The organism is Flavobacterium nitratireducens (assembly GCF_029625335.1).
Taxonomy (GTDB): domain Bacteria; phylum Bacteroidota; class Bacteroidia; order Flavobacteriales; family Flavobacteriaceae; genus Flavobacterium; species Flavobacterium nitratireducens.
The window spans coordinates 600,373-623,645 of record NZ_CP121111.1; the positions used below are offsets into that span (position 1 = coordinate 600,373).

General features: G+C 33.0%; 24 protein-coding genes and 3 pseudogenes. 22 read left to right on the top strand and 5 right to left on the bottom strand.

Annotated elements, in window-relative coordinates; all coding sequences use genetic code 11:
- Positions 1 to 140 precede the first annotated feature (140 nt).
- Positions 141 to 1,307 (top strand): Gfo/Idh/MocA family protein, encoded by a 1,167-nt coding sequence (locus P5P90_RS02780; RefSeq protein ID WP_278035704.1) that lies wholly within the window; start codon positions 141 to 143, stop codon positions 1,305 to 1,307.
- A 50-nt stretch (positions 1,308 to 1,357) separates the two neighbouring features.
- Here P5P90_RS02780 and ytxJ read toward each other — a convergent pair whose 3' ends face one another.
- Positions 1,358 to 1,750 (bottom strand): bacillithiol system redox-active protein YtxJ, encoded by a 393-nt coding sequence (gene ytxJ, locus P5P90_RS02785; protein WP_278035705.1) that lies wholly within the window; start codon positions 1,748 to 1,750, stop codon positions 1,358 to 1,360.
- Positions 1,751 to 1,900: 150 nt separating this feature from the next.
- Between ytxJ and clpB the strand changes: the two genes are divergently transcribed.
- The 9 genes from clpB (at position 1,901) to P5P90_RS02830 (ending at position 7,888) form a co-directional block, all read left to right on the top strand.
- Positions 1,901 to 4,510 (top strand): ATP-dependent chaperone ClpB, encoded by a 2,610-nt coding sequence (clpB, locus tag P5P90_RS02790; RefSeq protein WP_278035706.1) that lies wholly within the window; start codon positions 1,901 to 1,903, stop codon positions 4,508 to 4,510.
- 367 nt (positions 4,511 to 4,877) lie between these two features.
- Entirely contained in the window at positions 4,878 to 5,336 is a 459-nt protein-coding gene (locus P5P90_RS02795; protein WP_340696436.1) for a DUF1569 domain-containing protein, read from the top strand.
- Between the two features lie 48 nt (positions 5,337 to 5,384).
- The gene (locus tag P5P90_RS02800; RefSeq protein ID WP_278035707.1) at positions 5,385 to 5,735 is read left to right on the top strand and encodes a bleomycin resistance protein; all 351 of its coding nucleotides are present in this window, start codon (positions 5,385 to 5,387) and stop codon (positions 5,733 to 5,735) included.
- 137 nt (positions 5,736 to 5,872) lie between these two features.
- Positions 5,873 to 6,052 (top strand): hypothetical protein, encoded by a 180-nt coding sequence (locus P5P90_RS02805; protein WP_278035708.1) that lies wholly within the window; start codon positions 5,873 to 5,875, stop codon positions 6,050 to 6,052.
- 58 nt (positions 6,053 to 6,110) lie between these two features.
- On the top strand, positions 6,111 to 6,284 hold the full coding sequence (locus P5P90_RS02810; RefSeq protein WP_278035709.1) for a hypothetical protein: 174 nt from the start codon (positions 6,111 to 6,113) through the stop codon (positions 6,282 to 6,284).
- A gap of 2 nt (positions 6,285 to 6,286) precedes the next feature.
- Complete coding sequence (locus P5P90_RS02815; protein WP_278035710.1) at positions 6,287 to 6,748, top strand: hypothetical protein; 462 nt, start codon at positions 6,287 to 6,289, stop codon at positions 6,746 to 6,748.
- A 38-nt stretch (positions 6,749 to 6,786) separates the two neighbouring features.
- On the top strand, positions 6,787 to 7,386 hold the full coding sequence (locus P5P90_RS02820; RefSeq protein ID WP_278035711.1) for a nitroreductase family protein: 600 nt from the start codon (positions 6,787 to 6,789) through the stop codon (positions 7,384 to 7,386).
- Positions 7,387 to 7,394: 8 nt separating this feature from the next.
- Positions 7,395 to 7,616, top strand: coding sequence for a hypothetical protein (locus P5P90_RS02825; RefSeq protein WP_278035712.1), 222 nt, complete (start codon positions 7,395 to 7,397; stop codon positions 7,614 to 7,616).
- Positions 7,598 to 7,888 (top strand): hypothetical protein, encoded by a 291-nt coding sequence (locus tag P5P90_RS02830; RefSeq protein WP_278035713.1) that lies wholly within the window; start codon positions 7,598 to 7,600, stop codon positions 7,886 to 7,888. Before P5P90_RS02825 ends, P5P90_RS02830 begins: the two co-directional genes overlap by 19 nt.
- Before the next feature lie 44 nt (positions 7,889 to 7,932).
- Here P5P90_RS02830 and P5P90_RS02835 read toward each other — a convergent pair.
- Both P5P90_RS02835 and P5P90_RS02840 read right to left on the bottom strand, forming a co-directional pair.
- A pseudogene (locus P5P90_RS02835) lies at positions 7,933 to 8,817 on the bottom strand (IS982 family transposase).
- Between the two features lie 65 nt (positions 8,818 to 8,882).
- Positions 8,883 to 9,098 carry a hypothetical protein gene (locus P5P90_RS02840; RefSeq protein WP_278035714.1) on the bottom strand — a complete coding sequence of 72 codons (216 nt, stop codon included), beginning with the start codon at positions 9,096 to 9,098 and terminating at the stop codon, positions 8,883 to 8,885.
- Between the two features lie 378 nt (positions 9,099 to 9,476).
- Between P5P90_RS02840 and porX the strand changes: the two are divergent.
- The 5 genes and pseudogenes from porX to P5P90_RS02865 all read left to right on the top strand — a co-directional run bounded on the left by porX (position 9,477) and on the right by P5P90_RS02865 (position 14,099).
- A pseudogene (gene porX / locus P5P90_RS02845) lies at positions 9,477 to 11,028 on the top strand (T9SS response regulator signal transducer PorX).
- 83 nt (positions 11,029 to 11,111) lie between these two features.
- Entirely contained in the window at positions 11,112 to 11,519 is a 408-nt protein-coding gene (gene tsaE / locus P5P90_RS02850) for a tRNA (adenosine(37)-N6)-threonylcarbamoyltransferase complex ATPase subunit type 1 TsaE (protein ID WP_278035715.1), read from the top strand.
- A gap of 204 nt (positions 11,520 to 11,723) precedes the next feature.
- Positions 11,724 to 12,924: pseudogene (locus P5P90_RS02855) on the top strand (alanine dehydrogenase).
- 38 nt (positions 12,925 to 12,962) lie between these two features.
- Positions 12,963 to 13,340: a DUF4258 domain-containing protein gene (locus tag P5P90_RS02860; RefSeq protein ID WP_278035716.1), complete on the top strand. Its 378-nt coding sequence runs from the start codon at positions 12,963 to 12,965 to the stop codon at positions 13,338 to 13,340.
- 240 nt (positions 13,341 to 13,580) lie between these two features.
- Positions 13,581 to 14,099, top strand: coding sequence for a hypothetical protein (locus tag P5P90_RS02865; protein WP_278035717.1), 519 nt, complete (start codon positions 13,581 to 13,583; stop codon positions 14,097 to 14,099).
- 24 nt (positions 14,100 to 14,123) lie between these two features.
- On the opposite strand, the gene ung is transcribed toward P5P90_RS02865, so the two are convergent.
- Entirely contained in the window at positions 14,124 to 14,795 is a 672-nt protein-coding gene (gene ung / locus P5P90_RS02870) for a uracil-DNA glycosylase (protein ID WP_278035718.1), read from the bottom strand.
- 111 nt (positions 14,796 to 14,906) lie between these two features.
- Between ung and P5P90_RS02875 the strand changes: the two genes are divergently transcribed.
- Together P5P90_RS02875 and P5P90_RS02880 are read left to right on the top strand one after the other, a co-directional pair.
- Positions 14,907 to 17,072, top strand: a complete 2,166-nt coding sequence (locus P5P90_RS02875; protein ID WP_278035719.1) for an endonuclease MutS2 — start codon at positions 14,907 to 14,909, stop codon at positions 17,070 to 17,072.
- A gap of 138 nt (positions 17,073 to 17,210) precedes the next feature.
- Complete coding sequence (locus P5P90_RS02880; RefSeq protein WP_278035720.1) at positions 17,211 to 17,624, top strand: thiol-disulfide oxidoreductase DCC family protein; 414 nt, start codon at positions 17,211 to 17,213, stop codon at positions 17,622 to 17,624.
- Positions 17,625 to 17,693: 69 nt separating this feature from the next.
- Here P5P90_RS02880 and P5P90_RS02885 read toward each other — a convergent pair whose 3' ends face one another.
- Positions 17,694 to 18,863, bottom strand: coding sequence for a proline dehydrogenase family protein (locus P5P90_RS02885; RefSeq protein WP_278035721.1), 1,170 nt, complete (start codon positions 18,861 to 18,863; stop codon positions 17,694 to 17,696).
- Between the two features lie 93 nt (positions 18,864 to 18,956).
- Here P5P90_RS02885 and aroB point away from each other — a divergent pair, with 93 nt between their 5' ends.
- From aroB to P5P90_RS02910, 5 genes are all read left to right on the top strand, one after another.
- Positions 18,957 to 20,024: a 3-dehydroquinate synthase gene (aroB, locus tag P5P90_RS02890; protein WP_278035722.1), complete on the top strand. Its 1,068-nt coding sequence runs from the start codon at positions 18,957 to 18,959 to the stop codon at positions 20,022 to 20,024.
- Between the two features lie 60 nt (positions 20,025 to 20,084).
- On the top strand, positions 20,085 to 20,264 hold the full coding sequence (locus tag P5P90_RS02895) for a hypothetical protein (RefSeq protein ID WP_278035723.1): 180 nt from the start codon (positions 20,085 to 20,087) through the stop codon (positions 20,262 to 20,264).
- Positions 20,265 to 20,315: 51 nt separating this feature from the next.
- Positions 20,316 to 21,710: a type III PLP-dependent enzyme domain-containing protein gene (locus P5P90_RS02900; protein WP_278035724.1), complete on the top strand. Its 1,395-nt coding sequence runs from the start codon at positions 20,316 to 20,318 to the stop codon at positions 21,708 to 21,710.
- Between the two features lie 105 nt (positions 21,711 to 21,815).
- Positions 21,816 to 22,787: a deoxyhypusine synthase family protein gene (locus tag P5P90_RS02905; protein WP_278035725.1), complete on the top strand. Its 972-nt coding sequence runs from the start codon at positions 21,816 to 21,818 to the stop codon at positions 22,785 to 22,787.
- 10 nt (positions 22,788 to 22,797) lie between these two features.
- Positions 22,798 to 23,196 (top strand): DNA primase, encoded by a 399-nt coding sequence (locus P5P90_RS02910; RefSeq protein WP_278035726.1) that lies wholly within the window; start codon positions 22,798 to 22,800, stop codon positions 23,194 to 23,196.
- Positions 23,197 to 23,273 lie beyond the last annotated feature (77 nt).

Here is a 23,273-nt window from a genome sequence, read left to right on the forward strand (position 1 = left end):
ATGAATTATTTTGATAAATACAAACATATAAAATTTATCGCTTCATTTGCAAGCAATAAGTGAAATTTAATTTTAAAATGTTGTAAACGTTCTTTTTTTTATAGATGTTTGTATCAGTATAACTGATAATAATATTAATTATGAATAGAAGAAAATTACGAATGGGTATGATTGGCGGTGGAAAAAATGCCTTCATAGGAGCGATTCATAGACACGCAATGTGGTTAGATGGTCTCATAGAACTAAAGTGTGGTGCATTAAATATCGAACCTGATCTTGCAGTTGAATCTGGTCGTGAACTATTTTTAGATGAGGATCGAACTTATTTGAATTATACTGACATGCTTAATAAAGAAGCTGAATTACCTGCTGATGAAAGAATTGATTTTGTAACAATAGTAACTCCAAATTTTGTTCATTTTGAACCAGCCATGATGGCTTTAGAAAAAGGTTTTAATGTTGTATTAGAAAAACCTATGACCTTAACCTATGAACAAGCTTTATTATTGCAAGCTAAGGTTAAAGAAACAGGAAAAAGATTGTGTCTAACTCATACCTATTCAGGTTATCCAATGGTTAAACAAGCCAAAGCAATAATCAAAAATGGTGATTTGGGTAAAATACGAAAAATTTGGGTCGAATACCCTCAAGGCTGGCTTAGCAGATTATCGGAACGAGAAGGTAATATGCAGGCAGCTTGGCGTACTGACCCGGAAAAAAGCGGAAAAAGTGCATCAATGGGAGATATAGGAACTCACGCAGCACATTTAGCTGAATACATTTCTGGTTTACAAATTACAGAATTATGTGCTAGTTTAAATACAGTTGTCGACGGAAGAATGCTTGATGATGATGGAAGTGTATTACTTCGTTTTAATAATGGTGCTACTGGAGTATTGTTAGCATCACAGGTAGCAGCCGGAGAAGAGAATGCCTTGAAAATAAGAGTTTACGGTGAAAAAGGTGGGCTTGAATGGCATCAAATGGAACCTAATTCTCTTATTCTAAAATGGCTAGACAATCCTACACAAATATTAAGAGCAGGAACCAATTATCCCAATTTAAGTTCATACATGACTTCAAATTGCAGAACTCCTGGTGGTCACCCCGAAGGATATTTGGAAGCATTTGCTAATATTTACAAAAATTTTGCAAATACATTGTTAGCTGATTTAAGTGGTCAAACTCCAACTGAAATTGACATTGATTACCCTAACGAAAATGATGGTGTGAGAGGAATGGCTTTTATCGAAAATGTTGTTAACGCATCAAATTCGGATACAAAATGGCATCCTCTTAAATTATAAGTATTAATAATCCCCTCTATAACAATAGCTATTATAAATTAGAGGGGATTTTATCCAATTTTACTATTCAAAAATTCCGCATCAATATCTGAATGCGAAGCATCATAAACAGATTTCCCGTCTTTAATAACCAAGATTTGTGGCGATTGATGTTGTACCCCAAAACGATTAGCTATTTCATTAGAAATTTCGCGATATGTAATCAAATCTAAAAAATAGGGTGTAACTTTATCCTGTAAAGCAAATTCGTTTTCAAATTGCTTTAGAGCCATTCTACTGATACTACATCTAGTACTGTGTTTAAAAATGACCACTGGTTTCTCATTAGAATTAAAAATAATTTCACCTAACTGATTCAAATCGGTTAAATTTTCCCAATTAATTTTCACTTCTTGTTGTTTTGGAGTTTCATTGTCTCCAAAGATATTTTTAAAAAAACTCATATTTTGACTTGTTTTATGACTTTTTGACATTAAAAACTGATAAAAATCAGTCTTTTTATGTCGTTTTGTCTGTAAATTTGATGTGGAATATAATTTGTCCCAATGATTACAAAGGTAATTAATAAGTTTAAACCAAATCAATAAAATAAAATGAACATCAATAAATTTACAATTAAATCGCAGGAAGCTATTCAGCAATCGCAACAATTGGCGCAACGTTATGGCCAACAACAAATAGAAAATGAACACATTTTCAAAGCTATTTTTGAAGTAGACGAAAATGTTGCACCTTTTATTTTGAAAAAACTTAATGTAAATGTGCCGCTTTTTTTGCAAGTATTAGATAGTACCATCCAAAATTTTCCAAAAGTTTCGGGAGCTGATATTATGCTTTCCAGAGAAGCGAATAAAACGTTGACTGAAGCCGAAATTATTGCGCAAAAAATGAACGATGAATATGTTTCTATCGAACATTTAATCTTAGCTATTTTTGCTTCCAAATCTAAGGTTGCCCAAATTTTAAAAGACCAGGGCGTGACCGAAAAAGGCTTAAAAGCAGCTATCGATGAATTACGAAAAGGCGAAAGAGTGACGTCGGCATCAGCTGAGGAAACTTATAATTCGTTGAATAAATACGCTAAAAACCTTAACGAATTAGCCCGTAGCGGCAAACTGGATCCTGTAATTGGGCGTGACGAAGAAATTCGAAGAGTACTGCAAATTTTAACTCGTAGAACCAAAAACAACCCGATGCTTGTAGGAGAACCTGGTGTGGGTAAAACTGCTATTGCCGAAGGTTTGGCGCATCGTATTGTAGATGGTGACGTACCGGAAAATTTGAAAGAAAAAATTGTGTACTCTCTGGATATGGGAGCTTTGATTGCAGGTGCTAAGTACAAAGGAGAGTTTGAAGAACGTTTGAAATCGGTGGTAAAAGAAGTAACTTCTGCCGAAGGTGACATCGTTCTGTTCATTGACGAAATTCACACCTTAGTTGGTGCAGGAGGTGGCGAAGGTGCGATGGATGCAGCGAATATCCTAAAACCGGCTTTGGCTCGTGGCGAACTGAGAGCGATTGGTGCCACCACTTTAGACGAGTACCAAAAATACTTCGAAAAAGACAAAGCACTTGAAAGACGTTTCCAAAAAGTACTAATTGACGAACCAGATACTGAAAGTGCTATTTCGATTTTGCGTGGTATCAAAGAAAAATACGAAACACACCATCAGGTACAAATTAAAGACGAGGCAATTATCGCTGCGGTAGAATTATCGCAACGCTACATCACCAACCGTTTTTTACCGGATAAAGCTATCGATTTAATGGACGAGGCCGCTTCTAAAATCCGTATGGAAATCAACTCAAAACCGGAGGAATTAGACGTTTTGGACAGAAAAGTGATGCAGCTTGAAATTGAGATTGAAGCCATCAAACGTGAGAATGATGAAAGCAAACTTAAAATCTTAGGATTGGAATTGGCGAATCTGAAAGAAGACAGAAACAAGATTTTTGCTAAATGGAAATCGGAGAAAGATATCGTAGAAAACATTCAGGCAGTTAAAAAAGAAATTGAAGATTTTAAATACGAAGCCGAACGTGCGGAGCGTGAAGGTGACTACGGAAAAGTAGCCGAAATTCGTTATGGAAAAATCAAAGAAGCCCAAGAACGCTTAGAAAACTTTGGCAAAGAATTACAGGAAAACCAATCAGGTGGAAGCTCTTTGATTAAAGAAGAAGTAACTCGTGAAGATATTGCCGAAGTTGTAGCTAAATGGACTGGAATTCCGGTAGTAAAAATGCTTCAGGGCGAAAGAGAAAAACTATTGCATCTGGAAGAAGAACTACACCGTCGTGTAGTTGGTCAAGAAGAAGCAATCGAAGCGGTAAGTGATGCCGTACGTAGAAGTCGTGCAGGTTTACAGGATATGAAAAAACCTGTGGGAACCTTCCTGTTCCTTGGAACAACTGGTGTGGGTAAAACCGAATTAGCGAAAGCATTGGCCGAATATCTATTTGACGATGAAAACGCCATGACCCGTATTGATATGAGTGAATATCAGGAGCGTCACGCGGTGAGTCGCTTAGTGGGTGCGCCTCCGGGATATGTGGGTTATGATGAAGGAGGACAATTGACTGAGGCGGTGCGAAGAAAACCCTATTCTGTTATTTTGCTGGACGAAATAGAAAAAGCGCATCCTGACACCTTTAATATTTTATTGCAGGTACTCGACGAAGGACGTTTAACGGATAACAAAGGTCGTCTGGCTGACTTTAAAAACTCGATTATCATCATGACTTCTAATATGGGAAGCCAAATTATACAGGAGAAATTTGAAAATCTCAAAGGAGGTATCGAAGCCGCTACTGAGGCTGCCAAAACAGAAGTATTGGGCTTGTTGAAACAAAGCGTTCGTCCAGAGTTCATTAACCGTATTGACGAAATTGTGATGTTTACACCGTTGACCAATGCTAACATTGCTCAAATTGTAGGCTTACAATTGAAAAGCGTTACCAAAATGCTCGCACAACAAGGTATTACCATGGACGCCACTCCAGAGGCAATTACTTACTTGTCCGAAAAAGGATTTGATCCGCAATTTGGTGCCCGTCCGGTAAAACGTGTGATTCAAAGAGAGGTTTTGAACCAATTGTCTAAAGAAATTCTAGCCGGTAAAATCACTACCGACAGTATCATTCTTTTGGATTCTTTCGACGGTCAATTGGTTTTCAGAAACCAAAGCGAAACAGCCGCTGTCTAAGTCATTGCGAGGAACGAAGCACCCGAGTGCAACGAATTGAGCTTTAGCTAATCTCACTATTAAAAGTCAGTTGCTAAAAACTTGGTGAGATTGCCGCGCTATCGCTCGCAATGACTCATAAATAACAAAATCCTAGAAACACCAGACCTAACCGATTGGTGTTTTTTTTTGTTTAGGAGCAGTACGAAAACTTTCCACGAGCCACTTCCCTCCTGCTCTCGCTTTTATCTCTACGAGGATATCAGCTCGATCAGGGCTAATGAGAACGTTTTGATTTTCCCTTCCGCAGCATGATAATATTTTGATTAATGTGTAAAAAGAAATAGAAATTCCCTAAATTGCTTTAGCTTAACCAAAACTCATCAAAATGATAAAAAATATTTTTGAAAAAGCCGTATCTGATGAAATCATCAATAGGATTGAACTACTTACCTCTTCTTCTTCTCCTCAATGGGGTAAAATGAATGTGGATCAGATGCTAGCACATTGTAATGTGGCTTACCGTTATGCTTTTCATCCTGAAGAGTTTAAAAAACCAAATGCATTCAAGAAATTTTTGCTCAAAACAATTATAAAGGGTTTTATTACCAATGACAAACCTTATTCTAAAAATGGCCCTACCGCTCCTGATTTTGTTATAACAGCTACTAAAGATTTTGAAAAAGAAAAGCAAATATTGCTTGACTATATCAATAAAACGCAACAATTAGGTACTAATCATTTTGAAGGCTTGGAAAACATTTCCTTTGGAAGAATGACTGCTAACGAATGGAGTAATTTATTTTACAAACATCTGGATCATCATTTAAAGCAATTTGGGGTGTAACATCTCCATAACACATTTTACAACTCAACTATTCTAAAACCAAAACCCATGCTCACAACCATCAACCCTAAATTACCCATGAGAGATAAAAGCCTCACAAAAGCTTTTTATATTAACCAATTGGGTTTTACAGAAATTGCAGATTATGGGGATTATTTAATACTTCAAAAAGACCAAATAGAAATTCATTTTTTTGAATTCAAAGCATTAAATCCTAAAGAAAATTACGGTCAAGTCTATATTCGTACTAATGCTATAGAAAATCTATACGATTACTTTTTAGATAACAAAATACACATGCACCCTAATGCTCCTTTACAAACTAAACCTTGGGGACAAAAAGAGTTTGCCCTACTCGATCCTGATAATAATTTATTGACTTTTGGTGAAAGTGTTTAAAACAATTTGACAATTTCTGAATTATTTCTATAATTCACACCAAAAAAAAAACAGTAAAAAAACTTACATTCGATTTGCATTCTGTAAGAATATATAAATATATTTGGTTTTATACAATTTCAAATTATTGTATCAGAATGAATTTCAAATACAATGAAAAAGACAATCTTTCCATCAAATTTAGGTATGAAAATAGACTTACAGATATTGGAACAAAAACTTTTGGTGGTATCTCAACTACTAAAACCAATACAAACCAATACATTAAAACTAATGGTCAATTGGAGTTTAATCCTTTGAAATTAATCGCTCTATAAGAATCCTATGTTCCAAAAATTCATCAAATTTATTTATCAAAAAAAGAATTATAACAAAATGAATTCAAGCATATTAAAAAGCATTTTATTAAAATCTAAAGAGAATAAAGATATTATTTCTGTATGGCAATACAATGGTGACAAAAGCTCATTAGTAGGCTATGTAAGCGATATTGCTGAAGAACACGTGAATTTTCAACTTTATACCCATATGGTAAAAGTGATGGTATAACAATGATAAGAATTGCCAATATTAAAACTATCGATTTTAACGACGATTACACCAGAGTTATGGAATGTATCATCCAATATTCGAATATTATTGACCAGCCTTCCAAATTTGATGTAAATATTGGCTATTCAAATTACTGGCAATACGATACCCTGATAAAACTTGCTGGAAATGACGAGTTAGTAGCAAGTCTTGAATTCAATGGCAATGAATACTTCACAGGAATTGTCAAACAAATGTCGGATGAAGATTTTATTCTCAACTGTATAGGTAAAAATGGTGAAGACCAAGGTACAGCTATCTTTAGAATTGAAGACATTACCGAAATAAAAGTAAACGATTTGGATAATCGAAGAAGATTACTTCTATACAAATGGAGAAAATCAACTTTAAAAGAAGTATTTAGGATTGCAAAAAGTAGCTTTGAAATGGTAAAATATTATGAAGAAAATTGCGCCGAATAAACTTAACTTTGTCCTGATTAAATAGTAAAAACAAAATCATGAATATTTTAGAATTAATTCAAAAAAGATATACTGCCAAACATTACCAGTCAGACAAAGCGATTCCACAAGATAAAATAGAAGAATTAAAAGAAATTTTACGTCTTACACCTTCTTCAATTAATATCCAGCCTTGGAAATTTACTTTTGTACAAAATCCGGAAATGAAGTCGAAATTAGCTTCAGTTTCGATGCACAATACGGAGAAAATTAATCAGGCACATTTACTGGTAGTTTTTAGCGTAGCCGACGATTTGGATGCATTCCAAAAAATTGTAGATGAAGAATTACCAGCTGCCAGAAGAGATTGGTACAACCAAATCAAAGCCAAAACACCAGAAGCCGATTTAAAGACATGGTTAGCCAAACAAGTGTATATTGCCTTAGGAGTTGGATTAACCGCCAGTATTGCGCTAGGATTGGATTCTACCGCTATGGAAGGAATCGAATCCGATAAATACAGAGACATACTGGACATGAAAGTATATAAACCGCTTTTTGCTATGGCCGTGGGTTATGGAGCTGAAGATGATTTTAATCGTATTGAAGTCACTCCAAAATCAAGAAGAGCTATAGAAAGTGTAATTGAATCCATTTAATCCAAACAATGTCAAAACGAGACGAATTAGAACAATTTCCTTTATATCAAAAAGCAGAACAAATTTACCAAATAACAAGAGGATTGGTCGAAATTGTTCCCGCTGATAATGAATTCCTTCAACAAACAACCATACATTTTATGATGGAAAATGCAATGTTAATTCCAGCGAAAATTGCTGGTGCACATTCAGTAGAATTATATGATTTAAAATGGAAAACGCAACCTTAATTCGCAAGGCTGCCAGAGAACTTTATGTATATGCAAGAAGTTTAGCGCACGAAGAAGCTATTGAAAATCAGGACTACATAGAACTATTAAGAAACGAAATTGAGGAATTTCGCTTGTTATTTATTGATTGGGTCGAAAATTTTGATGTTTGGTATTACATCAAAGATAATTGTGGACTTTTTAACCCTCCAGGTATCAGCGCACACGATAAAGACCCTGATGATGATATTCCTTTTAATCCGGATGATTTTTTTGATTCTGAAAATGATTAGATTTCTTAAATTCAAACTTATAATAAATAACCCGTTGGGTGAAATTAAATAATTTGATTTTTAATATTATTTATAGGTCTATCAAATATGAATTTATTGATATATTGAATTAGAGTCATTGCTGTTATTTTTGCTAAAATTCTTGTTTTAAAACCAGCAAAAGATTTAGCATAATTTCTTCGAATTAAAAACTGGTCGCATAATTGTGAAAACTTGGTTTCAATTCTTTTTCTTGATTTTCTAAAAATATATGGTTGAGGCTTATAGTTTTTTTGTTTGGATCTCATTGGTGTTTCTAATTGGATTTTTACTGTTCGAAATAGGTCTAGCTGAATCGATTCTGACAAATACCCTCTATCTCAAAGTAATACACAATCAGATAATTGTTGTTTTATATTCTTTAGAAAATGAACATCATGAACTTCTGCTTTTGTAATCTCTAAAGAATGGAAAACACCATCTACAGAACAAACTCCATGTAATTTATATCCATAAAACCAATTGTTTTGTGAGGCACAAAAACCTTTGGAAGGAGCTGTTTCAAAATGCTCTTTACATATTTTAATTCGGCAATGACGAGAAAATTTACAGATTTCCAACGGCATACTGTCAACAATAAAATAATTCTCAAACTCAAGAAATCGACTCGCTAGTTTGCTTAGGACTTCTTAAGAAAACAAAAACAGTTTTCTTCTTCTTTTGTTGAATTGACTGCGTTCAATTAAGTTAGGAATTAAATCTGGACTAATTTGTTTGAAAAGTGAGTTTTCACTATCAATAGACATAAATTCAGCAGTTAAACTAAGTGCTACGACCTCTAAATCAGACATCTTGCCGCTTCTTCCAACTCTTGATTTAAATAATGAATCATAATTCAAAGAACTTATAACTTCTAAAACCTTAAAATAATTTTTAACTATATTTGACATGGATGTTGGTTGTTTAGCGACTTCAAGATACTGCTTTGCAGTGTCTTGACCAATATCTAATTAATTTAATTTACTTCAAATAATTTCACCCAACGGGTTGATATAAAGACACCCAAACTAACTAATCCAACTCCAATCATTAAAGTATAAAAAGTAGGTTTTGCTTTTATTAGATAATAGCTTCCCAGCGCACATAAAAATGTTAATCCTATAGCTAATAAAATTAAAGTTATGTAAACAATCACAAATAGAAAAATGCTCAAAATGGCTCTAACAGTCATTTTTCAAAACTCTTGGATACTGCAACTACCATAATTTAGTCTTTCAAAATTTTAATTATTTCTAAAAAAATAGTTGTTTAAAAACTATTTCCTATTAATTAACTATCGGGACAAATGTAAGATAAATAAGTCTTAAATTGTAATTAAAATTGTTTTTTTCTTACAAATAAACACCAATAACCGCTATTTTCTATTTAAAAATTTCAATAATAAATATAGAAAATCTCTATCCCTATCAAATTAGACTTTCAATTTAAAGAACGAAAATTTATCATAAAATTAGGAATTGAACCGCAGTAAAATGACTAATTTGCACAATGTACGAGCGAATTTAACGTTCAAATAGCTATAAAATCCTAAATCTTTATATTTACAATCATGGATCAAATTAAAATACTTTGGGTGGATGATGAAATTGATTATCTAAAACCACATATCCTTTTTTTAGAGAAAAAAACTACCATGTTACTACTTGCAACAACGGACTCGATGCCATTGAAATATTTGAAAACGAGAACTTCGATATAGTTTTCCTTGATGAAAACATGCCCGGAATGAGCGGTTTAGAAACCCTTTCGGAAATGAAAGAGAAAAAAGTGCCATTCCCATGATTATGATTACTAAAAGTGAGGAAGAATACATCATGGAGGAAGCCATTGGTTCAAAAATCGCTGATTATTTGATTAAACCCGTGAATCCGAATCAAATCTTACTTAGTTTAAAAAAGAACTTGGATAACTCTAAGTTGATTTCACAAAAAACTACTCTGGATTACCAAAAGGAATTTAGAAAAATTGCCATGGAAATGGGAATGGTCAATAGTTATGAAGATTGGATTGAATTGTACAAAAAACTACTATTTTGGGAATTACAATTGGAAGATATCAATGATCAAAGCATGATTGAAATTCTAGAATCTCAAAAAGTTGAAGCAAATTCTCAGTTTGGAAAATTCATAGAACGTAATTATGAAGATTGGTTTTTACCCAAAGCCGATGCTCCAATTCAATCACACACCTTGTTCAAGGAACTAGTAGTTCCTGAATTGAAGAAAAAAGAAAAACCAGTTTTATTTATAGTTATCGACAACTTGAGATATGATCAATGGAAAGCTTTTGAAAGCGTTGTAGCCGATTATTACAAATTAGAAAAAGAAGTTCCTTACTACTCTATATTGCCTACAGCAACACAATATGCTCGAAATGCTATTTTTTCAGGATTATTGCCAGTAGATATGGAGAAAAAACATCCTGATTTATGGAAAAACGATCCAGATGAAGGTGGTAAAAACCTGTTTGAAGCCGAATTTTTAGAAGCGCAATTAAAGCGATTGAATTTGAATATTAAATCTGATTATTTCAAAATTACCAATATGGCTTCGGGTAAAAAGCTTCTTGATAATTTTAGAGCGTTAAAAGACAATGATTTAGTCGCAATTGTATACAACTTTGTTGATATGCTTTCGCATGCTAAAACAGAGATGGATGTGGTAAAAGAATTAGCTCCAGATGATAAAGCTTATCGTTCCTTGACTTTAAGTTGGTTTAAAAACTCTCCATTATTGGAAATCATTCAACAAGCGCAAAAATTAGGTTTCAAATTGATTTTGACTACAGATCACGGAACAATCAATGTAAAAAACCCATCGAAAGTTGTGGGTGACAAAAACACTAGTTTAAACCTTCGATATAAAACAGGACGTAGCCTTACTTACGAACAAAAAGATGTTTATGTTGCAAAAGACCCTAAAAAAATTGGTCTTCCAGCCATAAATATGAGCAGTTCTTTTATTTTTGCAAAAAATGATTTATTCTTAGCTTATGTTAACAATTACAATCATTATGTGAGTTATTATAAAAACACCTATCAGCATGGAGGCATTTCGCTTGAAGAAATGATTATTCCGTGTTTGATATTTAATCCTAAATAGTATTTTAGTCCTTAGTGATTAGTATTAGTAATTAAAAAACTAAAGACTAAAGACTTTTGACTAAGGACTTTAAAACTAAAAATATGGAAATCACTTTTGCTTTAGAAGAAATAAACAATGTAGCCGTCCAAGTTGTGGCAGCGCAACCCAAAAAAGTAATTCTGTTTAATGGTGAAATGGGTGCAGGTAAGACAACCTTTATCAAACAATTGTGCAAAACATTAGGTGTTACTGATGCTACTTCTAGTCCTACTTTTTCATTAGTTAATGAATATGAAGCCGCTAATAATCAACTAGTTTATCATTTTGATTTTTACCGTCTTAAAAAAGAAACTGAAGCGCTGGACATGGGTGTAGATGATTATTTATATTCTGGAAATTGGTGTTTTATAGAATGGGCAGAAAACATAGCTAATTTAATCCCAGAAAATCATTCCAGCATAACTATAGAGGTGCTTCCTGACGGGAAAAGACTTTTAAAACTAGTTTAACACTGTTTTTAAAACCTGATTTTCAATGATTTAAAACAAAAACTACATCTCTTTTTCTGAATTTACTTCTTAATAAAAAACGCCAAAGCTTATAAAAATAAAACTTTATGTTAATTAATAATTTGGTTACTACTTTTATCTGATTATAAAGCTTATTTTTTTAATCTTTTTGTGTAATTTTACTTTTTAATTGTACTGAAAACGATGTCAATATCTATAACTCCATTTACAAGACAACAGCTATTACCTCAGGAAGAGAAACTAGAAGTAGCTAGAAAAAAAGGCGAACTATTTATTGGTATCCCTAAAGAAACTAGCTATCAAGAACGTCGTATCTGCTTAACACCTGATGCTGTGAGTTCATTAGTAAGTCATGGTCATCGAGTTATGATTGAATCTGGGGCTGGAGAAAGTGCAAGCTATTCAGACAAAGAGTATTCTGAAGCAGGAGCTGAAGTCACAAAAGATACTCAAAAAGTCTTTGGCTGTCCAATGATACTAAAAGTAGAACCACCAACGATTTCCGAAATCAATTTGATGAATAATCAAACTATCCTACTTTCGGCCATCCAATTAAAAACAAAAAGAAAAGAATATTTTGAAGCATTGGCCAAGAAAAAAATTACGGCTTTGGCTTTTGAATATCTAAAAGATGTTGACGATACCTATCCTGTTGTAAAATCATTAAGTGAAATTGCTGGGACGGCCTCCATATTAATTGCTTCTGAATTGATGATTGCCAGTACAAATGGTAGAGGGTTACTCTTTGGAAACATCACCGGAGTACCTCCTACAGAAGTTGTAATATTGGGTGCAGGAACTGCTGGAGAATTTGCGGCAAGAGCAGCTATTGGATTAGGGGCCAATGTAAAAGTGTTTGATAATTCCATAACCAAACTAAGAAGACTCCAAAACAGTTTAAATGAACGTATTTTTACTTCCACCATTCAACCTAAGGCTTTAATGAAAGCACTAAGACAGCTGCGATGTTGCCATTGGTGCTATTCGTGGTTTAGAACGATGTCCAATTGTAGTAACTGAAACAATGGTTGAACATATGAAAAAAGGTGCTGTAATTGTGGATGTCAGTATCGATATGGGAGGATGCTTTGAAACCTCTGAAGTTACTACACACGAAAAACCAACATTTATAAAAAACAATATTTTACACTACTGTGTACCTAATATTCCTTCCCGTTACTCTAAAACAGCATCCCTTTCCATAAGCAATATCATTACTCCTTATTTGTTAAAAATTGCCGAAGATGGCGGCCTTGAAAGTGCTATTCGATGTGACAAAGGTTTGAAAAACGGAGTATATACCTACCACGGAATCTTAACTAATAGAGCCATTGGCGAATGGTTTGATTTACCTAACAACGACATCAATTTAATTGTGTTTTAAGTAAACTTTAAATTACCTTTGCCAAAAAAATAGAATTCATGAAATTTGTACAACGTTTTGCCTACTATTTAGTGGGGTTAGTTATAGGTTGCTTTTTTGTTGCTCTTGTTTATAGTGGAAAAGATACCCGATGCAATTATTTTCCAAATGCCAGAGTATTAAATGATATCCGAAACAAACCTTTTGAATATTCTGAAACAGCCTCAAAAATATTAGCTGAAACTTGGATTGACACAACCGATATTAAAAACACTTTAGAATTTGGTGATGTTAACTTTGACAAAAGCGATACTGATTTTGGTAAAAAATCAAAAATATATGTAATTGAAGGTAAAACTACAAAAGATGTCGAAATCATTTTAACAATACAAAATGAAGAACACAAAGCAACTTTAATGAATATTATCAAGAAGTAATTTTCTCCTCTTACAAAATAATTATATTACTACCTGTCTCTTATATCAATCATTGACAATGGCACACAGATGAGACGGATTTTAACAGATTATCACAGATTATACTTCGCAAAGAGCTATAAAAATTTATCTTTATCTGTTCAATCAGTGTCACCTGCCTGTCGGCAGACAGGTCTGTGACCAATTTTTTATTTAGTCCGCATAGCTGACAATGATAATAAATTAAAAAATGCTTAAACAATGAGAAAAACAATTTATTTTTCATTTATACTTTTTCTTATTTTTTCGATTACAAACAAAGGAATCTGTCAAAATAAAACCACACAGGATTCAATTAGAATTAGTCAAATAGACCAAACCTATTGGAATGAAATAGCAAGAACAGTTAACACAGGTGATTTTAAAGGTTACGAAGCGTTGTGTGATAAAAATGCTGTTTTAGTCGTATCAATAGGCAATAATAAACGCTCCGAACCGATGACAGTAGCTCTTGAACACTGGAAACAAGGATTTTTAGATACCAAAAATGGAAAAACTAAAGACACAGTCTCTTTTAGATTTTCTCAGAGAATTGGAAGCGCAACAACAGCACATGAAACTGGAATTTTTTGCTTCACATCAACTAATAACACAAATCAAAAAACAACAAAACAATACATTCATTTTGAAGCTTTATTAGTAAAAAATGATGCGAAATGGCAAGTTGTAATGGAATATCAAAAATCATTAGCAACCGTAGATGAATGGGAAGCCTTATAATAAATTAGTTGAATAATTATTACGTTAAACCCAATTGATTTCAGCTTTATTTTTTGATTTCAAATAGTCATTTGCCTGACTAAAATGTTTATTACCAAACCATTTTCCCTGATTAGCACTCATAGGTGATGGATGTCCAGAATCCAAAACTAAATGTTTACTACGGTCAATTTTGCTTCCTTTTTTTTGTGCAAAAGTACCCCAAAGTAAAAAGACAATATTTTCTTTTTCATCCGAAATTTTCTGAATCACCACATCTGTAAACAGATTCCATTTTAAATGCTTATGGCTGTTCGGTTTGTCTTTTCTCACGGTAAGCGATGCATTTAGCAACAAAACTCCTTGTTTAGCCCAATGATTTAAATTTCCTGAGGTAGGCATCATAATATGATCTAAATCATCATTGATTTCTCTGTAAATATTTCGCAATGATGGTGGAATTTTAACTCCATTATTCACCGAAAAGCACAAACCATTCGCCTCTCCTTCCCCGTGATAAGGATCCTGACCAATGATTACCAATTTTAAATTGGAAAAATCACAATAATTAAAAGCCGAGAAAATCAAATCCTTGGGCGGAAAACAAGTGAATTCATTATACTCCTTTTCTATTTCTTGCAATAAATCATTAAAATAGGGCTTTTGAAGTTCTTCGGATAAAATCGATTGCCATTCGGGAGATAAGTTGAGTTGCATACGCATTAATTTCGGGTAAAGTTCGTAAAGTTTTTAGCAAAGTCAATGACAAAGTAATGAATTTCACTTCGAATCTTTGTAACTTTGACCCTTTTCAACTCAGATTATAAAATGATATCCATCACCGAAAAAACATTACAAGATTTACAATTTCCAACCATTCTCGAAACTATTTCCGAGATATGTAATACCGAAATTGGTAAAGAAAAAGCATTACAAATTACTCCTTTCAGAGACAAGGAAAGTTTAATGCAGGCTTTAAAGCAAACCTCTGAATATGTTTCTTCTTTTCAAAATAATAATGCGATACCTAATCACGGTTTTGATGCGATAACGTATGAATTAAAATTCCTGGCCATTGAAGATAGTTTTCTGGAAGTAGGAAGTTTTAGAAAAATAGCTACGCTTTCGACCACGGTGAATTTCATGTTGAATTTCCTGAAAAAATTTGATGATTATTATCCAAATATCAATGCGAGAGCTTCAAGAGTGGAGTATACCAAAGAAATTGTGAGCCTGATTGATGTTGTTGTAGATAAATATGGCGAAATAAAAGACAATGCCTCTCCTACTTTATTAGATATTCGAAGAAATATGAATATGGTTCGTGGTAAGGTAAATCAGAGTTTTGGTATTGCTTTGCAACAATATAATGGATTAGGTTATCTGGACGATATCAAAGAAAGTTTTGTTCAAAATCGACGCGTTTTGGCTGTTCTTTCTATGTACCGAAGAAAAGTAAGAGGAACCATTTTAGGAAGTTCTAAAACAGGTAGTATTGCCTATATAGAACCCGAAATGACCTTAAAATATTCTCGTGAATTAAGCAATTTAGAATACGAGGAAAAAGAGGAAATTACTCGAATTTTAAAGCAATTATCAAATTCTATTCGTCCTTTTTTACCTTTATTAAAAGAATACCAGGACTTTTTAAGCGATATTGATGTAATTGCAGCTAAAGCAAAATATGCTAATAAAATCAACGGACTTTTACCTACTATAACAGAAGAACGTCGTTTGTATTTTAGAGAGGCCTACCATCCTATTTTGTATTTGACAAACAAACAAAAAAAGGAAGTTACCTATCCGCAAACCATCGAATTAAAGCAGGAAAACCGAATTATTGTTATTTCGGGACCAAATGCCGGTGGAAAAACAATCTCCTTAAAAACCGTGGGTTTATTACAATTGATGTTACAATCCGGAATGCTGATTCCAGTCCACGAACGTTCAGAAACCTTTTTATTCGACCGAATCTTAACAGATATTGGAGATAATCAATCTATTGAAAATCATCTAAGTACCTATAGTTACCGATTAAAGAACATGAACTACTTCCTAAGGAAGTGTAACAGTAGAACCATGTTTTTGATTGACGAATTTGGTACTGGTTCTGATCCCGAATTAGGCGGTGCTTTGGCGGAGATTTTCTTGGAAGAATTCTATCATCGTGAAGCTTTTGGTATCATTACAACGCATTATGCCAATTTGAAAATATTAGCAAATGAATTGCCTTTTGCCACTAATGCCAACATGATGTTTGATGAAAAATCTTTAGAACCCATGTACAAATTGGCTTTAGGTCAGGCGGGTAGTTCCTTTACTTTTGAGGTAGCGCAGAAAAACGGAATCCCGTTTGGACTCATCAATCGTGCAAAAAAGAAAATTGAAGTGGGGAAAGTACGATTTGATAAAACTATTGCCAATTTGCAAAAAGAGCGCTCAAAACTTGAAAAAACCTCACAAATTCTAAAAGAAGAAGAAATTCGTGCTCGTGAGGAAGGTAAAAAAATGGAATCCATCAATACCAAAATAAAGCAAAAACTGGAAAGCTATCAGGAATTATACGATAGCAATCAGAAAGCCATTTATATTGGACAAAAGATAGATGATTTGGCCGAACGCTATTTTAATAATAAGAATAAAAAAGAATTGATTGGCGAATTTTTAAAAATTGTAGAAATTGAAAATTCGAAGCGTAAAAAAGCTACTCCTAGGGAATCTAAAGCTATTGAGGCTAAGAAAAAAGAAATTATCGAGGAAGTAAAAGTTCAAGTTGAAGAGATCAGAAAAGAAAAGAAAGAGAAAAAACTAAAACCTGTTATTGAAAAACCAAAACCTATTTTAAAAGTGGGCGATCGCGTGCGTATGCTGGACGGAAAAGCCGTGGGAAGTATTGATAAAATTGAAAAAAACAAAGCTGTTGTTAATTATGGCTTATTTACTTCTAAGGTGAATTTGGAGGAATTGGATTTGGTGGAAGCAGTTAAAAAGTAGTTTTCAGTCTCAGTTTTCAGTTAGCAGAGTCATTGCGAGGAACGAAGCAATCACACTAAAACAAGTAAATCTAGTATTTAAAAATTTAGAAAAGCAAAACTTTATGAGATTGCTTAATTCCTGTTAATTAAACAACCAATGCAAAACCTACCTAAAAACAAAAAAATAATCCTTTTTGACGGCGTCTGTAATCTGTGTAATTCGGCGGTGCAATACATCATTGCAAGAGACAAAAAAGATGTATTTCGATTTGTGGCTTTACAATCTGAATTAGGTCAGGAAATTTGCATTTATATTGGAATAGATACAAAGAAAGTAGATAGTATTATTTTGTACGAACCTGGTATAGCTTATTATTTAAAATCGGAAGCTGCTTTAAAAATTGCAACCGAATTTAATTCGGTATATTCACTTTTATCTCTGTTTAAAATTTTTCCTCAAAATAGCCGTGATGCTATTTACGATTACATTGCTAAAAATCGTTATAAATGGTATGGCAAGAAGGAAAACTGTATGATTCCAACACCTGAATTGAAAGCGAAATTTCTATAATTCTCTCTAATAAAAAAGGTATCAAAACGAATGATTTTGATACCTTTTCTTTTAAAACTTCTATCGAAATTAAGCGTTCTTTCTTCTCTTACGTTCTTTTTTCAGCATTTTCAATTCACGACTTGTTTGACCTGCAACAGAAGTATTTTCTTCAGCTCGTCTAATCAAATAAGGCATCACATCTTTTACAGGACCAAAAGGCAAATATTTAGCAACATTAAAACCGTTATAGGCCAAATTATAACTAATATTATCACTCATACCATACAATTGACCAAAAAAGATCCTTGAATCATCTACACTGATACCTTTTTCCTCCATTAATTGCATTAAATAATACGTACTTTCTTCATTATGTGTTCCTGCAAAAATGGCCATTTCATTAATATGCTCCATCATATAAACAATTGCAGCATCATAATTAATATCTGTAGCTTCTTTGGAAGGACAAATTGGTGATTTGTATCCTTTTTCGACAGCTCGGTCATTTTCTTTTTCCATGTAAGCACCACGAACAATTTTCATCCCAATATGGAATCCTTCTTGTTTAGCCTCTTCATGCAATTTTTTCAAATAATCCAATCGATCCCAACGATACATTTGAAGCGTATTGTAAACAATTGCTTTTTCTTTATTGTATTTACGCATCATATTAGCAACCAAATCATCAGCTGCATCCTGCATCCAACTTTCTTCAGCATCAATCAATAAAGCTACATCTTTTTTATGAGCTTCACTGCAAATTTGATCAAAACGAGCAACCACTCGTTCCCATTCGGCTTTTTCGTCAGCAGTGAGTTCTATCTTAGCTCCTACTTTTTCATACAAATCTATTCTCCCAATCCCAGTAGGTTTAAAAACTGCAAAAGGAATAGCCTGACGTTCTTGAGCAAAATCAATAGTTCGCAAAGTCATTTTTAGAGCGGCTTCAAACTGATCTTCTTCCTCTTTTCCTTCTACAGAATAATCTAATACTGAAGAAACTCCTTTTGTGTACATTTTGTCTACTACTGAAAGACAATCCTCTTCATTAACACCACCACAAAAATGATCAAAAACGCTGGCTCGAATTAATTTTTCAACTGGAAGGTGTACTTTCAGAGCAAAATTAGTAACCGCAGTCCCAATGCGCACTAATGGCTGACTGGATATCATCTTGAAAAGAAAATAGGCTCTGTCTAATTCGGTATCACTCTTTAAAGCAAAAGCAATTTCTGTATTTTTAAATATTTTTTTCATAGAATGTTTAAAATTTGTAGCAAATATAGGCACAGTTTTGAATACTATTTACTAGAAATTGCCTTATTTTGCAATTCAAATTAATTAATCACGATGCAAACAATTCAAGCCAACAACTACCCTGTCCATTTTAATGAAAAAGCATACGAGGCTTTAAATAAACATCTTTCTGAAAATAAATACTCTTCTATATTTATCATCGTTGACAGCAATACCAATGAATATTGTTTACCGAAACTACTTCCTAATATTGAAACCGATTTAAATGTAGAAATTATTGAATTTGAAGCAGGTGAAGAAAATAAAAACATTGAAACCTGTATTGAAATCTGGAAAGTACTCACAGAACTTGGAGGTGATCGTAAAAGTTTAGTATTAAATTTGGGAGGTGGTGTTGTAACCGACCTTGGCGGATTTGTTGCTTGTACGTTTAAAAGAGGGGTCGATTTTATCAATATTCCTACTACTTTGCTATCTATGGTCGATGCTTCAGTGGGCGGAAAAAACGGTGTAGATTTGGGTAATTTGAAAAACCAAATTGGGATTATTAATGTTCCTAGTATGGTTTTAATTGATACCCAATTTTTAGAAACAGTACCACAAAACGAAATGCGTTCCGGACTTGCTGAAATGTTAAAACACGGTTTAATTTACGATAAAAAATACTGGGAGGAATTTTTAGACATTACAACAATTGATTTTAACACATTGGATGAATTAATTCATAAATCTGTTGTAATCAAAAATGAAATTGTAATGCAAGATCCAACCGAAAAAAATATTCGAAAAGCATTGAATTTTGGTCATACATTGGGACATGCAATTGAAGGGTATTTTTTAATCAATCCGGACAAAACCACATTACTTCACGGAGAAGCTATCGCTGCTGGAATGATTATGGAAAGCTATATCTCCTTACACAAAGGACTTATTTCTGAACAAGAATATATCCAGATTAAAACCGTTTTAAAATCTATTTACGAAGATATTGTTTTTGAAGAAGCAGATATCGAACCTATTCTTGAATTACTTAAGCACGATAAAAAGAATGAGTACGGAAGTATCCAATTTGCTTTAATCGATGGTATTGGTAAGATTATTATTAACCAAGAAGTTGAGAACGAATTGATACTTAAAGCCTTTGAAGATTACAAATTTTAAGTATATATTTTTATAAAAAAGGATTGCATCGCTTATAATTTATTTTTTACATTTGCCGCAATGAAAAAGGATCAAAAACAAAGAAATTACAACTCTAATTCGAGCGTTAACAATCGTTCTTTCAAAAGAATGTTGAAGCGTTTTAATACTGTTGTGGGACATTTTATTTTTGATCTTTTTCAAATCTTGACTTCTGAAAATGAAAAACTTCAGATTACTTATGCTAATATTAGGGTTTGAATTATAGTTTGATACATTTTTTAAACTATAACAATACAAATACCTAAAAAAATGAACACTAAATATTCTGATCTAATCAATCAAACATACTATTTCCCTCAGGAAGAATTCAAACTAAACAAGGATAACCTATTATTTCACAATATCGACTTAATGAAATTGGTTGAAAAATATGGTACTCCTTTAAAGTTTACTTACCTACCTCAAATCTCTAACAATATCAGTAAAGCTAAAAGCTGGTTTCGTAAAGCGATGGAGAAAAACAAGTATGAAGGGAAATATTACTATTGCTATTGCACTAAAAGCTCTCATTTTGAATTCATTATGAATGAAGCTTTCAAAAACAATATTCACGTTGAAACTTCATCAGCTTTCGATATTAATATTGTTGAGAATTTATTAGAAAACGGTAAAATCAACAAAAGTACTTATGTAATTTGTAATGGTTTTAAAAGAGATGAATACATTACCAATATTGCTAGATTAATCAATAACGGACATAAAAACACCATTCCAATTATTGATAACTACGAAGAATTAGACTTGCTTCAGGCAGAAATCAAAGGAAAATTCAAAATTGGAATTCGTATCGCTGCAGAGGAAGAACCGAAATTTGAGTTCTATACTTCTCGTTTAGGAATTGGTTACAAAAACATTGTCAATTTCTACAAAAAGCAAATTCAGGAAAATAATAATCTTGAATTAAAAATGCTTCACTTTTTCATTAATACAGGTATCAATGATACTGCATATTACTGGAACGAATTAGTAAAATGTATCAAAGTATATATAGCACTTAAACGAGAATGTCCTAGTCTTGATGGACTGAACATTGGTGGTGGTTTCCCTATCAAAAATTCATTAGCTTTTGAATATGATTACCAATATATGATTGACGAAATCATAAATCAAATCAAAATTGCTTGTGATGAAGCCGAAGTAGATGTTCCTCATATCTTTACAGAATTCGGTTCGTTTACAGTTGGTGAAAGTGGTGGTGCTATTTATCAGGTTCTTTACCAAAAACAACAAAATGACAGAGAGAAGTGGAACATGATTGACTCTTCATTCATTACTACTTTACCTGATACTTGGGCTATTAATAAACGTTTTATCATGTTAGCAGTAAATCGCTGGAATGATACCTACGAAAGAGTACTTTTAGGTGGATTAACTTGTGATAGCGATGATTATTACAATTCAGAGCAAAACATGAATGCGATTTATTTACCAAAATACAACAAAGAAAAACCATTATATATAGGATTTTTTAATACAGGAGCTTATCAGGAAACCATTGGTGGATATGGAGGTTTACACCACTGCTTAATTCCACAACCTAAACATATTCTGATAGATAGAGATGAAAATGGTATACTGGCAACTGAAGTTTTTTCAGAGCAACAAACCTCTGAAGAAGTATTAAAAATTTTAGGTTATAAATAAAAAATAATTAATCAAATACACATTTAGTAGATATATAATTTCATTATATTTGAACCGTATAGATTCAAATTATGATCAATTTACTAAAGATTTAAATCCCAAAAAATGAGTAAAGGACCTATCAGTCAATTTATTGAAAAACATTATTTACATTTCAATTCGGCAGCATTAGTTGATGCAGCAAAAGCATACGAAGAACAATTAGCCAAAGGTTCTAAAATGTTAGTGAGTATGGCTGGAGCAATGAGTACAGCTGAAATTGGAAAAATATTTGCAGAAGTTATTCGTCAGGATAAAGTTCAAATCATTTCTTGTACAGGAGCTAATCTTGAAGAAGATATCATGAACTTAGTAGCGCACTCACACTACGAAAGAGTACCTCACTACCGTGATTTAACGCCACAAGACGAATGGGATTTATTAGAGCGTGGTTTAAACCGTGTAACTGACACTTGTATTCCAGAACACGAAGCTTTCCGTAGATTACAAAAACACATCTACAAAATATGGAAAGATGCAGATGATAAAGGAGAACGTTATTTTCCTCATGAATTCATGTACAAAATGTTGCTTTCTGGAGTATTGGAAGAATATTACGAAATTGACTTAAAAGACAGCTGGATGTATGCTGCTGCGGAGAAAAATTTACCTATTATTGTACCAGGATGGGAAGATAGCACAATGGGTAATATTTTTGCTTCATACGTAATCAAAGGAGAATTAAAAGCTTCAACTATGAAATCAGGTATCGAATACATGACTTTCTTAGCAGATTGGTATACAAAAAATTGTGAAAACGGAATAGGTTTCTTCCAAATTGGAGGAGGTATCGCAGGAGACTTTCCTATTTGTGTAGTTCCTATGTTGTACCAAGATATGGAAATGCACGATGTTCCTTTCTGGAGCTATTTCTGTCAAATTTCAGATTCAACTACTAGTTACGGTTCGTATTCTGGAGCAGTTCCAAATGAAAAAATCACTTGGGGTAAATTAGATATCAATATACCTAAGTTTATTATTGAATCAGATGCTACCATTGTAGCGCCATTGATTTTTGCTTATTTATTAGATTTATAATACCATTTTTATGAGAAGAGTTATTGTTGAGTATGCTAAATTAACAAACGAAATTTTAAACTTATTGGTTGAAAAATTTCCTGATGGATATGACGACGAAGATATCATCCGTTTTAAAAATGCAAAAAACGAATTAGTTGAGGCTGTTGAAGTTCGTACTGAAGACACAATCTACCTAGTAAAAGTGAGTACTAAACTTGCTGATAGAATTGAGAATTTTGACGAAGACGATGATATTGACGATGTAATTGAACCTATTGCACCAATCAAAGGTTTAGATTTGGATGACGATATTAGTGACGACGATGATGACGATGATGATAGCGATAAGCCAGAACTTGACGAAGATGATGAAGATGGTGACGACAAAGATATCGCAGATGATGACGATGAGGATGACGAAGATTAATTCATAAAAAAATAAAAAAAAGGAACTCTAAACTGGGTTCCTTTTTTTATCGACTACAACAACCAAGTTTTAACAAT

Excerpts from the sequence above, each read along its gene's own strand:
- P5P90_RS02780 (WP_278035704.1), top strand. The coding sequence starts at position 141 with ATGAATAGAAGAAAATTACGAATGGGTATGATTGGCGGTGGAAAAAAT.
- ytxJ (WP_278035705.1), bottom strand. The coding sequence starts at position 1,750 with ATGAGTTTTTTTAAAAATATCTTTGGAGACAATGAAACTCCAAAACAA.
- clpB (WP_278035706.1), top strand. The coding sequence starts at position 1,901 with ATGAACATCAATAAATTTACAATTAAATCGCAGGAAGCTATTCAGCAA.
- P5P90_RS02795 (WP_340696436.1), top strand. The coding sequence starts at position 4,878 with ATGATAAAAAATATTTTTGAAAAAGCCGTATCTGATGAAATCATCAAT.
- P5P90_RS02800 (WP_278035707.1), top strand. The coding sequence starts at position 5,385 with ATGCTCACAACCATCAACCCTAAATTACCCATGAGAGATAAAAGCCTC.
- P5P90_RS02805 (WP_278035708.1), top strand. The coding sequence starts at position 5,873 with ATGAATTTCAAATACAATGAAAAAGACAATCTTTCCATCAAATTTAGG.
- P5P90_RS02810 (WP_278035709.1), top strand. The coding sequence starts at position 6,111 with ATGAATTCAAGCATATTAAAAAGCATTTTATTAAAATCTAAAGAGAAT.
- P5P90_RS02815 (WP_278035710.1), top strand. The coding sequence starts at position 6,287 with ATGATAAGAATTGCCAATATTAAAACTATCGATTTTAACGACGATTAC.
- P5P90_RS02820 (WP_278035711.1), top strand. The coding sequence starts at position 6,787 with ATGAATATTTTAGAATTAATTCAAAAAAGATATACTGCCAAACATTAC.
- P5P90_RS02825 (WP_278035712.1), top strand. The coding sequence starts at position 7,395 with ATGTCAAAACGAGACGAATTAGAACAATTTCCTTTATATCAAAAAGCA.
- P5P90_RS02830 (WP_278035713.1), top strand. The coding sequence starts at position 7,598 with ATGGAAAACGCAACCTTAATTCGCAAGGCTGCCAGAGAACTTTATGTA.
- P5P90_RS02840 (WP_278035714.1), bottom strand. The coding sequence starts at position 9,098 with ATGACTGTTAGAGCCATTTTGAGCATTTTTCTATTTGTGATTGTTTAC.
- tsaE (WP_278035715.1), top strand. The coding sequence starts at position 11,112 with ATGGAAATCACTTTTGCTTTAGAAGAAATAAACAATGTAGCCGTCCAA.
- P5P90_RS02860 (WP_278035716.1), top strand. The coding sequence starts at position 12,963 with ATGAAATTTGTACAACGTTTTGCCTACTATTTAGTGGGGTTAGTTATA.
- P5P90_RS02865 (WP_278035717.1), top strand. The coding sequence starts at position 13,581 with ATGAGAAAAACAATTTATTTTTCATTTATACTTTTTCTTATTTTTTCG.
- ung (WP_278035718.1), bottom strand. The coding sequence starts at position 14,795 with ATGCAACTCAACTTATCTCCCGAATGGCAATCGATTTTATCCGAAGAA.
- P5P90_RS02875 (WP_278035719.1), top strand. The coding sequence starts at position 14,907 with ATGATATCCATCACCGAAAAAACATTACAAGATTTACAATTTCCAACC.
- P5P90_RS02880 (WP_278035720.1), top strand. The coding sequence starts at position 17,211 with ATGCAAAACCTACCTAAAAACAAAAAAATAATCCTTTTTGACGGCGTC.
- P5P90_RS02885 (WP_278035721.1), bottom strand. The coding sequence starts at position 18,863 with ATGAAAAAAATATTTAAAAATACAGAAATTGCTTTTGCTTTAAAGAGT.
- aroB (WP_278035722.1), top strand. The coding sequence starts at position 18,957 with ATGCAAACAATTCAAGCCAACAACTACCCTGTCCATTTTAATGAAAAA.
- P5P90_RS02895 (WP_278035723.1), top strand. The coding sequence starts at position 20,085 with ATGAAAAAGGATCAAAAACAAAGAAATTACAACTCTAATTCGAGCGTT.
- P5P90_RS02900 (WP_278035724.1), top strand. The coding sequence starts at position 20,316 with ATGAACACTAAATATTCTGATCTAATCAATCAAACATACTATTTCCCT.
- P5P90_RS02905 (WP_278035725.1), top strand. The coding sequence starts at position 21,816 with ATGAGTAAAGGACCTATCAGTCAATTTATTGAAAAACATTATTTACAT.
- P5P90_RS02910 (WP_278035726.1), top strand. The coding sequence starts at position 22,798 with ATGAGAAGAGTTATTGTTGAGTATGCTAAATTAACAAACGAAATTTTA.